Source organism: Acuticoccus sp., from assembly GCF_965213555.1.
In the GTDB taxonomy this organism is placed as follows: Bacteria; Pseudomonadota; Alphaproteobacteria; order Rhizobiales; family Amorphaceae; genus Acuticoccus.
In genome coordinates, this window is sequence record NZ_OZ243890.1 from 3,249,755 (window position 1) to 3,262,280 (window position 12,526).

Sequence of the window (12,526 nt, forward strand, 5' to 3'; positions counted from 1 at the left end):
TCATGACACGAGCCACCATCGCTAGGGCTGGCATCGATGCTGTGCGGGCCGCGCTGGTCGCCGGGTTCATGGGCGCGACGGCCCTCGCGAGCGGCGCAGCGGCGCAGGACGACACCGTCGTCATCGCCCGCGACACCGACTTCAACATGCTCGACCCGAGCCGCTCGTGGTGCGACACGTGCCAGATCTACCTCACCGCCGCCTACGACCAGCTGGTGCGCGTCGGCGATGACAACGAGACCATCGAGCCGCGCCTTGCCACCGACTGGACGATCTCGGACGACGGGCTGACCTACACCATCAAACTCACCCCGACGCGGTGTTCAGCGACGGCTCGCCGGTGGAGGCCGGGGACGTGGCCTTCAGTTTGATGCGGCTGAAGACGCTCAACGCCGGCGCCTCCTTCCTCGCCGAGGGCATCGAGGCGGTGGAGGCGCCCGACGCAAGGACCGTCGTGGTCCGCCTGTCGGCGCCGGACCCGGAGTTCCTCGGCAAGGTCTCCGCCCCCTACATGGCGATCATCAACGCAGAGGTCGCCGAGGCGGCCGGCGCGAGCGCGACCGCCGAGGGCGGCGACACCGCCGAGCCCTTCTTCCTAAAGACCTCGGCCGGCAGCGGCGCCTACGTGCCCGATCGCTACGCGCCGGACGACGAGCTGCGCCTCACCGCCAACCCGAACTACTGGCGCGAGCCCCCCGCGATCGCCACGGCGGTGATGCGCGAGGCACAGGACGCGGTCTCGCAGCAGATGCTGCAGTCGGGCGCCGCCGACATCGCCATGCAGGTCGACCCCGACACCGCAGAGCGCGTCGCAGCGGAGGGGGTCACCACCGAGCTCGTCCCCTCGTTCAACTTCATCTACGTCGCGCTCTCGCCCGGCGCGGAGGGGCTCGAGGTCGAACTCACGCCCAGGGTGCGCGAGGCGATCGCGCTCGCCATCGACTATGAGGGGGTGCTGGAGTTCACCCTGGGCGGCGCGGCGGACCTCATCGCCGCGCCCGTGCCGACGGGCTTCCCCGGCACCGAGGGGACCCGCGCATGCGCGGGTCACAGCTCCTCGACGAGCCCTTGCGGCTCGCTGGGATGCCAGCCCGGAGGCGTCGCGAGCGGATCGCCGAGCTTCTCAGGTTGGTCCAGCTCGACGAGGGGTTACGCCGGCGCCTTCCCGCACGAGCTCTCCGGCGGTCAACCCCAGCGGGTCGGCATCGCTCGTGCGCTTGCCGTGGCGCCGGAGCTCGTCGTGCTGGACAAGCCGGTCTCTGCGCTGGACGTCCTCGATCCAGGCCGGCGTCATCAACCTGCTCGCCTCGCTCAAGACGTCGCAGCGCCTGACCTACGTCTTCATCGCGCACGACCTCGCCGTGGTGCGTCACGTGTCCGACCGCGTGGCGGTGATGTACCTTGGCCGCATCGTCGAGCTCGGCGTGACCGAGGCGCTGTTCGCCGCGCCGCGGCACCCCTGCACGGCTGCACTCCTCTCGGCAGTGCCGGTCCCAGATCCGGTGCGCGAGCGCTCGCGCCGGCGCATCGTGCTGCACGGCGACCTGCCGAGCGCGCTCGATCCCCCGTCGGGGTGCGCGTTCCGCACCCGATGCTTCAAGGCACAACCGAGGTGCGTCGAGGAGGTGCCGCTGCTCGTTGCCCACGCGGCGGGCCATCACGTTGCATGCCACTTCCCGCTGCAGGACGCGCACGGCGCTGCAGCGACCGCGACGCGGACATCCATGCGCTCACCGTCGCCAGTGCGACCCGCTTCGCCGGCGCCGCAACGTCCTCGCCAAGCCGCAAGGGATTAGCTCGCTCGGTTTGGTTGCCGACCGGCGGCCTTGAAGTCGTCCCAAGGCGCACCGCGATGCCATCTTGAACGATGCGCTGCCCCCAGGGTCGCCATGCTTGGGTTGAGGCAACTCAGCGACCCGTAGGGCGCGGCCAAGAGGGTCGCAAACGCGATCGGGGCGCGGTCGTGCCGCCCTACCTCCGTCCGCCGGACGTTGCTGCGACCACACGACCGACGGACCGATGAGGGGCCGCCGAGGGCGGTCCGCCAGCTGCGGCCGGACTTCGACGTTTCAGCGCTCCTCTGGTTCGACGTCGATGATGAAGACGAAGGCTCCCCCATCCGTCGAACCGGTCGGCAAGACCGTTCAAGCGCAGCGTCCCTCCAAACCGCCCACGTGATCGAAGCCCTCGCCGCGAGCGACGGGTTGACACACTGGGTCCCATCGCGCCGACTTCCTCTGTCGTCGCCGGATGAGGCGCTCCGCTGTCCTCGTGACGACCTCTCGCCTTTGCCGGGTGGGTGGGTCGATGGCGGGCCGATAAGACCAACAACAGGAGGAGGAACGGTTTCATGGGCATTTGGAGAACCGGACATCGGTCGGCAGCGACCGGGATCGCGGCGCTCGTCGGCGTGGCCTTCGCGATCGGCCTCGCGCAAGCGCAGGACAAGCCGGAAGGCTATCCGGAGCGGCCGATCAACCTCGTCGTCGTCTATCCCGCAGGCGGTGGAATGGATGTGACCGCGCGAACGTTCGCCAAGAATGCCGAGACCGTCACCGGCCACCGATACCGCGTGGAGAACCGCGTCGGCGGTGGCGGCCTCGTCGGCCACACGTACCTCGCCAAACAGGCGAGGCCGGATGGCTACACCGTCGCCGTCATCGCGCCCTCCTTCTTCTTCAACGACGCGCTCGTGCGCGGCGGCGCCTACGAAGCAGCTGACCTCGAACCGCTCGTCTTCCTGAACTACGAGCCGCTCACACTCATCGCGAAGTCGGGCACCGACGTTGCCGAGGGCGGCATCGAGGGGCTGATCGAGGCTGCAAGAGCAAGCCCTGGCGACATCAAGGTCGGCGTCGTCCCAGGCTCGATGATCGAGTACTTCTTCGAATGGCTCGAGCGCGATCAGGGGATCGAGTTCACCAAGGTTCCCTACCAGGGCGGCAAGCCGGCCACGAACGCGGTCGTCTCCGGCGACATCGACCTTTACGCGGCCTTCTTTGCCGAGGCTGAGCAGTTCATCCGATCGGGGGAGCTCGACGTGCTCGCGGTCACCGACAACAAGCCCTACGCCGGGCTTCCGGACACGCCACCGCTTTCGCAGGCCGGGCTCAACGTCGCGGGCGACACCTGGGGCGCGGCTCGCATCATGGCGCTTCCGGCCGGTGTTCCCGACGACGTCAAGGCCTACCTCGCAGCCGCCTTCGTCGAGGTGCTCGAGAACGAGCAGACCATCGAGGACTATGCGGAGATCGGCCTCGCCCTCGAGCCACGTGGCATCGAGGGCACGACCGAGGCGTACGAGAAGATCCACAACCAGATGGAAGAGCTCCTGCGCGAGGCCGGCCGCCTCGCGAACTAGGCGGGCACCACGCATCATCCGGCGGTGCCCCCCGCCGGACCCTCCACTGCAGCTACGATCCCCAGACACATGGTGTACCCGCTTCAGATCGCGCTTCTCGTGGCGCTCAACGCCGCTGCGCTCTCGCTGGCTCCCGAGGCGCTCGCGCTCGCCGGCACGAGCAGTCCCTACCCGCTCTTGGTCCTTTGCACGCTCGCCGCGCTCCTCATGGCGACGTTGGTCTCCCTTGTTGCGCGTCGCCGCTCGCTCGCAACGGCCGTTGAACTCGTGCTGTTGTCGCGCGGCGGTGCAGCAAAACACCTACGCTTCGCGCTTGTCGTCGCCGTGTGGCTCGCGTGGGTGGCTTTGGTGTCGTCGGTCGGCTTCATCGCCGCGACGGCCGCCGCGGTGTTCGCCAGCGTGTCGCTCGCAGGCGTGAAGGGGCTGGGGAAGATCGCATTCGGCTCGATCCTGTTTGCCGTTCTCCTCACCGTAGCGGTGAAGACGGTGCTCTATGTTGCGGTGCCCGAGGCGGTCCCTGAGGCGTATCTTGAGCGTCTGCTGTTCCGTCTGAGAAGTTGACGCATGATCGAAGGCGCGCTCCTCGTCCTGTCGCCATCCGGGATCTTCGCTGCCATCTCCGGTGTCGTGCTTGGGATCGTGTTCGGTGCGATCCCCGGGCTCACCGCCACGCTCGGCATCGCGCTCCTTCTACCCGTGACCTTCCTGATGGCGCCCCAGGAAGGCATGATCATGCTGTCGGGCGTCTATGCGGGCGCGATCTTTGGCGGATCGATCTCAGCGATACTGCTCAACACGCCCGGCACGCCAGCATCCATCGTCACCGCCTGGGAGGGGCATGCGATGGCGCGACGCGGCGAGGCGCCCGAGGCGCTCGGGATCGCGGCCGTCGCATCCGGCATCGGTGGGCTCTTCTCGGCCGTGGTCATGCTTCTCGCCACTGCTCCGCTCGCACGCATCGCGCTCGAGTTCGGGCCTGCCGAGTTCGTTGCCCTCGTCACCTTCAGCCTTGTCGTCGTCTCCGTAATGTTGCCGACGCCGCTCTTGGCGAACGCGGCGGGCTGTGCGATCGGGCTCGCGCTCGCGACGGTCGGGCTCGATCCCGTCACGGGAGAAGCCCGGTTCACCTACGGCGCCTTCCAACTGTTCGGTGGGCTCGACCTCGTCGCGCTCCTCATTGGCTTCTTCTGCATGACGCAGGGGCTGTTGCTCGCGAAGGAAGCCATCCTCGACATGCGCCGTCCTGCGGTCGTCTTCTCCGATGCGAGCCACATCTCGGTGGTTGCGCGAACGCTCGGCAAGCGCGTGTGGACGCTCGTCCGCTCCTCGGTGATCGGCACGTTTCTCGGCATCCTGCCGGCGATCGGACCTGAGACCACGCCGCTCATCGCGCATGCTGTGGAGCGGCGCTTCGCCCGTGGCGGCGAGGCGTTCGGCGAGGGCTCTCGTCAGGGCCTCGCCGCTGCGGAATGCTCGATGAACGCCAACGTCGGCGGATCGCTCATCCCGCTCCTTGCCCTCGGCATCCCTGGCTCCGGCGCCGCCGCTGTCTTCGCGGGCGCGCTGATCCTGCACGGTCTGCGGCCAGGACCGCTGCTGTTCATGGAGCAGCCGACGATCATCTACGCCTTCTTCACCGGCTTCATCTTCGTGAACATCTTCATCATCCTGCTCGGGCTCTATGGCGCGCGCTACTTCGCCGTCGCGCTACGCGTGCCGAAGGGCGTGCTTGGAGCGCTCGTATGCTTCTTTTCTATCTTCGGGACCTACGCTCTCGGCAACTCGTTGTTCAACGTCTGGGTAATGTTCGGCGCAACGCTGTTCGCCTTCGCGCTCTCGGCAGTCTCGATCCCGATCCTACCGGTGGTTCTTGGTTTGATACTTGGCGGCCTTCTCGAACAGAACCTCGTGATCCTCGCCAGCATCACCCGCGAGCGGAGTGACCTTCTCACCCATCCGGTCGCGATCGGCATCTTTGCGATCACCGTCGCGGTGCTCGCCATTGCACTGGCTCGACGGCTCAGGCCGTCCCCGCAGGACTCGACGCCCCCATAGGGACCGCCGTCAGGACGATCGCTTCAGTCGAGGGTCTCAAGCACCGCAAGCCCCGCGCGCGCCACTTCCATGTCGTCGGAATAATGCCCTCCGCTGACGCCGAGCGCACCGATCATTTCTCCCTTCTCCACGAGAGGGTAGCCACCGCCGAAGATGACGAGGCGCGGATGATGCACGATGCCGTTGAGCAGCGGTGGGTCGTTCTTCACGAAGTCCCACCAGGCGTGCGTCGGGATCCCGAACGAAGAGGCCGTCCACGCCTTGTTCTGCGCAAGCTCGATCGACAGGTGGGCCGCCCCATCCATCGCGTTGAAGGCGCGCAGGTGTCCCGCCTCGTCGGTGATGGCAATGCTCATCTTCTTGTCGAGCTCCTTCGATCGGGCAACGCAGGCGTCGATGACGACGCGCGCAGTCTTTGCGTCGATCGAGCGCTTTTTAAGGCTCACAGGGCTCCCTCCTTTGTCGGGTGCTGCGGTCGATGGGTGTGTCAGATCTGTCGCGCGACGGCGTGCCCCTCGAGGAGTGCAACCGGCAGCCGGCGCGGCGCGAAGGCGTCGCCCACGATGCACGTCCGGTCGAGCCCAGCAGCCTTCAGCGCGCCGAACAGCTCGCCCCGGGCGGATTGCCGGCCGACCCAGAACACGGCGGTGACGTCCGGTAGGACTACCTCTCGCCCGGACAGATAATGGCTGAGGACGACGGCACCGTTCTCGATCCGATCGACCGACATCGAAGTCATGAGCGACGTGCCGCCTGCGTCGAGGAGGCGGAGCGCTGCGATACGCGAGACCATGGGCAGCTCGCGGAGGACCTCGAAGAACCGTGTCGCGATGACGAGCTTGCGTCCGCTCCTCTTCGCCACGTCGAGCGCAGCCTCGGCGACGGTCGCGCTCCAGAAGTATCCGTCCTCGTCCATCATGAGTATGCAGCTGCCTCCCTCGGGGATGGCGGCGATGTCCTTCGGTCGCACGGGCGCGAGGACGGGCACGGTGCCGTCCGACGGCACCTCCGGTGCGAAGGGTGTGGCCCCTGCCGCTACGATCGCGGCGTGGGGCTGTTCGGCCAGGACCGCATCGACGTCCGCAGCGACCCCAAGGCGCACGTCGACACCGGTGCGACGGGCCGCCGGCACGAGCCAGTCGATCACGTGAGCGAGCTCGCCGCTCGAAGGGAAGAGTGGCGCGTGTACGAACTTGCCACCGAGCGTGTCCTCACGCTCGAAGAGTACGGTCCTGTAGCCGCGCTCCGCGCTGACGCGCGCCGCTTCGAGGCCCGCCGGACCGCCGCCGACGACAACGACGGTGCCGGGGTCCACACGCATGGTGTGGCGGAAGAGATGCTCTCGGCCGGTCGTCGGGTTCGTCGCACAGGCGATCGGCTCCCCGCCCGAGATCCAGTCCCAGCACTGGTTGCATGCGATGCATCTGCGGATCTCACCGGCGCGCCCGGACTGCGCCTTCACCGGCCAGTCGGGGTCGACGATCAGCGCGCGACAAAGGCCCACCATGTCGCCGTCGCCAGATGCGATCACCTCCTCGGCCTGACCCGGCGTCTGGATGCGCGTGCTCTGGATGACGATCATGTCGCCGACCGCCGCCTTGATGCGCCTTTGGATGTCGCGATAGACGAGCTGTGGATAGTGGCGGTCCGGGAGATGCGTCTCGATGGTGTTGAAGTTTCCCTGACTGAGGGAAATGTAGTCGACGAGTCCTTCATCGACGAGAAGTGCGGCAACCTCACAGGTGTCGTCGATCGTAAGGCCGCCCTTCGTGAACTCCTCAACGCCTAACCTGTAGCCGACGATGCTCGATGGGCCGAGGCGTTGGCGTACGCCACGGAGGATCTCGAGCGGAAAGCGCATGCGGTTTTCGAACGAGCCGCCATATCGGTCCTCGCGACGGTTGCTGTACGGCGAGACAAACTGGCCGATGAGGTGGCCCTGCGCGCCGTGGATCTCCACGCCGTCCGCGTGCGCATCGCGTGCGTTGATGGCGGCGCTGATGAAGAACTCGACCATCTCCTCGACTTCGCGGGTCGTCATCGCGTGAGGTGTGCCACCGCTGCGCGGGCACGGGAGGTCCGACGGTGCGAGCAAGGTGCCGACGCGACGACCGAGATGCTGGCGGCCACCATGGTTGAGCTGGACGATGAAGAGCGCGCCAGCGTCGTGGATCGCGCTGGAGATCTTTCGCATCCCGGGGATGACGCCAGGGTCGAAGAGTGGGATGGCGCTCGGCACAACCGCGTCCGCGGGATGGAGCCGCACCGCCTCGCTCACGATGACGCCAGCCCCGCCCATCGCGACGCGGCGATAGAAGGCGCGCATGCGCCCTCTAGCGCGGCTACGCTCGGCAAGGTTCGAGGTTGTGGCGACCCGCATGACGCGGTTCTTCGAGCGACCCGGGCCGAGGTCGATGGGCGCGAACAAGTGCGGAAACGGCGACGAGCCCCGCTCGCCCTTCCTTGCATCCCCGCTCATCCCATCCGTCCCCTTTCGTCGGCGACGAGTTCCAGCGCATCGCTGTTCGATTAAAGTGCGTCGAAGAGACTGCACCCGATAACGCACGCTGCCACAAGGCACCGACCATGAACGGCCCAACTTCGACTATCGTGGGGATGCGCGTTTGCGCGCTTGCGCGAGCATGTCATCCTGTCGTTTCCGCGCCAACCCGGAGCTCAGGTCCATGACGTCCCCTGAAGCCCGCCTTGCCGCCTTGAAGGAAAAGCTCCCGCCACCTTTTGACGACGAGGCGAACAGGGTACGGGCGCTGCGCTCGGGCGGTCACATCTACATGAGCGGTCACGGGCCGCTTGGCCGCAAGAACGTGCCCTTGGTGTCGGGCAAGCTCGGCCGGGACCTCACGATCGAGGAGGGTTACGCCGCGGCCCGGCTGACGGGCCTTTGCTGCCTATCAACACTGCGGCACTACCTGGGCTCGCTCGACCGTGTCACTCGCGTCGTGCGCGTCGTCGGCTTCATCAATTGCGCGCCAGGCTTCAACCGCCCTTCCGAGGTCCTTCACGGTTTCTCGGACCTCATGGTCGAGATCTTCGGCGAGAACGGGCGGCACGTCCGCTCAGCGATCGGTGTCGCGGAGCTCTACGCCGACATCCCGGTCGAGGTGGAGGCGCTCTTCCAGGAAGCCGGAGGGGTCCGCTAGGGTCGTCGAAACCAATGAAGACGGTCCGGCACGTCGGCGCGTACTGCGGACCGAAGGCCCGGCATTGGGTACCCGGTACCCGACCTTAACTGGTCTCCGAGCTGGCATGTTTGAGTTCTGATGCGATGCGACAAACGCGGCGCACCGGGGCTCCCTCTTGCGATCGGGGAGCGCCCCGGCGACCGGCTGTGACCGGTGCCCATCTGCCCCCCACGCTTTCCGTCCAGGGTGAAAACCGGCTAGCCTGTGCCCAAGACAGACGGCCGCACGGGCCGCCCAAGGGAGGAATTGCGTGATGACAACGCCCGTCACGAACGGCGATCTGCAGCGCTGCGACACGATCCGGTCCTGGCACGCCCCGTTGGCACGCGTGCGACACGGCGCCATCGCGTCGATGGGCGCCCTCGCCCTTGCCGGCGCGCCGAGCTCGTCGCAGGCGCAGGAGATCGAACTCACCTTCGCCGGCCCCTATCCCGACGCGCTGTTCCACGTCCAAAACATCCGCCAATTCATCGAGGACATTGAGACCTCCTCCGACGGGCGCATCAAGATCAGCTTTTATCCCGCCCAGTCGCTATTCAACCATTCGGAGGCCATGCAGGCGGTGCGCACGGGCCAGGTGGACATGGCTGAACTCCAGCTCACCCAGTTCGCCAACCAGGAAGAACTTTATAACGTCGAGGCGCTGCCCTACCTCGCCAAGAGCTTTGAGGAGGCGATGACCCTGTGGGACATCGCGCTGCCGGCCATCACCGAGCGGCTGCGCCAGGACCGCATCATGCCGCTCTACACCGTGCCCTGGCCGCCCCAGGCATTCTACGCCAACAAGGAGCTGAAGGCCGCCACCGACATGGAGGGGCTGAAGTTCCGCGTCTACAATCCCATCGGCGCGCGCATGGCCGAGCAGATGGGCGCCGAGCCGGTGCTGGTGGGGGGCGGAGAGGTCCCGCAGGCCTTCTCCACCGGCATGATCGATTCCATGATCACGTCCTCCGCCTTCGGGGCCAGCGCGTCGGCATGGGACTATGTAGATGTCTTCAACGACGTGCAGGCCTGGTTCGGCTACGACCAGATCGTCATGAACATCCGCTCCTTCGAGCGCCTGCCCGAGGACCTCCAACACGTGGTCACGGACGCCGCCGCGCGCGCGGCCGAGCGCGGCCTTCAAATGAGCGAGGATGCCCACGTTTCGGAGATGAAGACTCTTGAGGACAACGGCATGGCGGTGGTGAGCGGCCATCCCGCCTTCGTCGCCGCCGCGCAGGAAGCCACCAAGGTCATCATCGAGGACTGGATCGAGGCCGTCGGCCCCACCGGCGAGGCGATCGTGTCGGAGTTTCGCGAGCGCACGGCCGAGTAGTTCGCCGGCCGGCTCATGGTGCGCTTGCTCAACGCCGTATACACCGCCGGCCTGGTGCTGGCGGGGGTATGCGTCTTCCTCACCACGGTGCTCGTCCTCCTTCAGGTGGGCGGGCGGCTCGCCGGTGTCCTCGTGCCCGCGGTGCCGGAGATCGCGGGCTTTCTTCTCGGGGCCACCATCTTCCTGGCGATGCCCGCCACCATGCGTGCGGGCGAGCAGATCCGCATCACCCTCGTGCTCGACAAGTTGGCGGAGCGCCTGCGCTACGTGCTGGAGGTCGCCTTCCGCGTGACAGGCGCCGCGGTGGCCTTCTACATCGCGTGGCGCCTCGCGATCCTGGCCTACGACTCGTGGGACTTCGGCGACCGCTCCGCCGGTCTCGTCGGCATCCCCATCTGGATCCCGCAGAGCGCGATGACGGTGGGGATCGTGCTCCTCGCCGTGCGCTTCCTGGAAGAGCTCGTCAGGATGCTTTTCACGCGCACCATCATCACCTACGCGCCGCACTCCCCATCGGGCTCGTGACGACACAAGCGCCGCCCCACAAGCGGTCCGGAGACCGCTGATGGAAATCGTTCAGGCCCTCGGCCTGTGCGCCCTCCTGTTTCTCCTTTTGGGGCTCGGTGTGGGGGTCGCGATCACCCTCATCATCGTCGGCATCGTCGGGCTCTACTTCCTGTCGAGCGCACCCATCGGCCCGGTGGTCTCCACCGCCATCTGGGGCGCCACCACCATCTGGACCCTGGCCGCGCTGCCGCTCTTCATCTGGATGGGCGAGATCTTGTACCGCACGCGCCTGTCCGACGACATGTTCCGCGGCCTCACCCCCTGGGTGAACCGCCTGCCGGGCGGGCTGCTCCACGTCAACAACGTGGGCTCGGGCATCTTTGCCGCCGTGTCGGGCTCCTCCGCGGTCACCGCGGCCACCATCGGCAAGATCGCGCTGCCCGAACTGCGCGAGCGCGGCTATCCCGACCGCCTGTCGTGCGCCACGCTCGCCGGGGCCGCCACCCTCGGCTTCCTCATCCCGCCTTCGGTGCCCCTCATCGTCTACGGCGTCGGTGCGGAAGTCTCCATCGCGCGCCTGTTCATCGCAGGCCTCGTCCCCGCTGCAATCATCTTGACCGCCTTCATGATCCTCACCGCCGTCTGGTCGAAGCTGCGCCCCGACATGCCTGAGGAGGAGGACACCTACACCTGGCGCCAGAAGGGCAAGGCGCTCCTCCTGCTGCTGCCGGTCCTAGGGCTGATGGTGGCGGTCATCGGCTCGATCTACGCCGGATGGGCCACTCCCACAGAATCGGCCGCCGTCGGCGTGCTCGGCGCCCTCGTCCTGTCGCTGGCGGGCCGATCGCTCACCATCAAGACCTTCACCGAAAGCCTTATGGGGGCAGCGCGGACCACTTGCATGATCGGCTTCATCGTCGGCGGAGCGACCGTGCTCACGGTAATGTTCAACTACACCGGCATCCCCCTCACCCTTGCCACAGCCATCGCCGGCCTCGAGCTCAATCCTTACGTCTTCATGGCGGTGCTGACGGCGATCTACCTTCTCCTCGGCTGCGTCCTTGAAGGCATCTCCATCATGGTGTTGTCGGCAGCGATCTTCGTGCCCGTGGTCTCTCAGATGGGTTTCGACTTGATCTGGTTCGGCATCTATCTCGTCATCATCATCGAGATGGCGCTGATCACCCCGCCCATCGGGTTCAACCTGTTCGTCATCCAACAGATTTCCGGGCGCGACATCTTGTTCATCTCGGTGGCGGCGTTGCCCTTCTTCATCACGCTGCTCGGCGCGACGGCGCTCATCGTCGCCTTCCCGGAGCTCGTCCTGTGGCTACCCGACCTCATGATGCGCTGAACGGGGCATCCACCCAACTTGGAGACACGCGATGGCCGTGAGCTACGACATCCTCGTGGAAGGCTCGAGCGTCATGCTCGACGTCGGCTACATCGGCCTCACGAACCTCACGCTGATCCACACCGACACCGGGCCCATCCTGGTGGACGTCGGCCACAGCGTGAATTGGCAGGGTCTGGAGCGCGCGCTCGCCGAGCGCGGCATGAAGCCTGCGGACGTGACGCGGATCTTCCTGTCCCATCTGCACTGTGACCACGTCCTCAACCTGCACAAGTTCCCTACCTCCACAGAGGTGTTCGTGAGCCGCGCGGAGTACGACTACGCCGCCGATCCGCACCCGGACGATCCGTTCGTGCCCTTCATGGTGCGTGAGCAGGTGGACAAGTACCGTACGCACTTCCTGGAAGGGGCCGGGGAGCTTGCGCCTGGCGTGCGCTACCTGCCGGCGCCGGGCCACACGCCGGGCTGCGTCGCGCTCGTCCTGGACACGGAGGGCGGCAAGACCGTGGTGGCGCAGGATGCGGTGAAGTTCCCAAAAGAGGTTTTCGCCCAGCGCGTGAACGATGCCTTCGATACGCCCGAGCGTGCCACTGAGACGATCCGCCACCTCCTCACCTTGGGCGATAGGCTCATCCCTGGCCACTTCTGTGAGCTCTACCGCTCAGGAGACACTTGGACCTGGGACAGGCCTGCGGAGATGAACCTGCGCCTGCGCTGACGACCGAAGC

Annotated in this window: 12 protein-coding genes and 1 pseudogene; 11 read left to right on the forward strand and 2 right to left on the reverse strand. The window is 66.8% G+C overall.

Going from position 1 to position 12,526, the window contains the following annotated elements; genetic code table 11:
- Positions 1–2 precede the first annotated feature (2 nt).
- The 6 genes and pseudogenes from ACOOE8_RS15310 to ACOOE8_RS15335 all read left to right on the forward strand — a co-directional run bounded on the left by ACOOE8_RS15310 (position 3) and on the right by ACOOE8_RS15335 (position 5,416).
- Positions 3–371 (forward strand): hypothetical protein, encoded by a 369-nt coding sequence (locus ACOOE8_RS15310; protein ID WP_420392296.1) that lies wholly within the window; start codon positions 3–5, stop codon positions 369–371.
- Positions 371–1,213 (forward strand): annotated as a pseudogene (locus ACOOE8_RS15315) (ABC transporter substrate-binding protein); the annotation flags it as partial. The gene ACOOE8_RS15310 and the pseudogene ACOOE8_RS15315, both read left to right, overlap by 1 nt.
- Positions 1,214–1,394: 181 nt before the next feature.
- On the forward strand, positions 1,395–1,796 hold the full coding sequence (locus ACOOE8_RS15320) for an oligopeptide/dipeptide ABC transporter ATP-binding protein (protein WP_420394726.1): 402 nt from the start codon (positions 1,395–1,397) through the stop codon (positions 1,794–1,796).
- 554 nt (positions 1,797–2,350) lie between these two features.
- Positions 2,351–3,361, forward strand: coding sequence for a Bug family tripartite tricarboxylate transporter substrate binding protein (locus ACOOE8_RS15325; protein WP_420392297.1), 1,011 nt, complete (start codon positions 2,351–2,353; stop codon positions 3,359–3,361).
- 99 nt (positions 3,362–3,460) lie between these two features.
- Positions 3,461–3,922, forward strand: a complete 462-nt coding sequence (locus ACOOE8_RS15330; RefSeq protein WP_420392298.1) for a hypothetical protein — start codon at positions 3,461–3,463, stop codon at positions 3,920–3,922.
- 3 nt (positions 3,923–3,925) lie between these two features.
- Positions 3,926–5,416, forward strand: a complete 1,491-nt coding sequence (locus tag ACOOE8_RS15335) for a tripartite tricarboxylate transporter permease (protein WP_420392299.1) — start codon at positions 3,926–3,928, stop codon at positions 5,414–5,416.
- Between the two features lie 23 nt (positions 5,417–5,439).
- On the opposite strand, the gene ACOOE8_RS15340 is transcribed toward ACOOE8_RS15335, so the two are convergent.
- Both ACOOE8_RS15340 and ACOOE8_RS15345 read right to left on the reverse strand, forming a co-directional pair.
- The gene (locus ACOOE8_RS15340) at positions 5,440–5,862 is read right to left on the reverse strand and encodes a GlcG/HbpS family heme-binding protein (RefSeq protein ID WP_420392300.1); all 423 of its coding nucleotides are present in this window, start codon (positions 5,860–5,862) and stop codon (positions 5,440–5,442) included.
- A 41-nt stretch (positions 5,863–5,903) separates the two neighbouring features.
- The gene (locus tag ACOOE8_RS15345; protein WP_420392301.1) at positions 5,904–7,895 is read right to left on the reverse strand and encodes an FAD-dependent oxidoreductase; all 1,992 of its coding nucleotides are present in this window, start codon (positions 7,893–7,895) and stop codon (positions 5,904–5,906) included.
- A gap of 205 nt (positions 7,896–8,100) precedes the next feature.
- Between ACOOE8_RS15345 and ACOOE8_RS15350 the strand changes: the two genes are divergently transcribed.
- From ACOOE8_RS15350 to ACOOE8_RS15370, 5 genes are all read left to right on the forward strand, one after another.
- A complete protein-coding gene (locus ACOOE8_RS15350; RefSeq protein ID WP_420392302.1) occupies positions 8,101–8,577 on the forward strand; it encodes a RidA family protein in 477 nt (158 codons plus the stop codon).
- Positions 8,578–8,872: 295 nt separating this feature from the next.
- A complete protein-coding gene (locus tag ACOOE8_RS15355) occupies positions 8,873–9,937 on the forward strand; it encodes a TRAP transporter substrate-binding protein (protein WP_420394727.1) in 1,065 nt (354 codons plus the stop codon).
- 24 nt (positions 9,938–9,961) lie between these two features.
- On the forward strand, positions 9,962–10,462 hold the full coding sequence (locus ACOOE8_RS15360; protein ID WP_420392303.1) for a TRAP transporter small permease: 501 nt from the start codon (positions 9,962–9,964) through the stop codon (positions 10,460–10,462).
- A 40-nt stretch (positions 10,463–10,502) separates the two neighbouring features.
- Positions 10,503–11,798 carry a TRAP transporter large permease gene (locus ACOOE8_RS15365; RefSeq protein WP_420392304.1) on the forward strand — a complete coding sequence of 432 codons (1,296 nt, stop codon included), beginning with the start codon at positions 10,503–10,505 and terminating at the stop codon, positions 11,796–11,798.
- Between the two features lie 31 nt (positions 11,799–11,829).
- The gene (locus ACOOE8_RS15370; RefSeq protein WP_420392305.1) at positions 11,830–12,516 is read left to right on the forward strand and encodes an MBL fold metallo-hydrolase; all 687 of its coding nucleotides are present in this window, start codon (positions 11,830–11,832) and stop codon (positions 12,514–12,516) included.
- Positions 12,517–12,526: the final 10 nt, after the last annotated feature.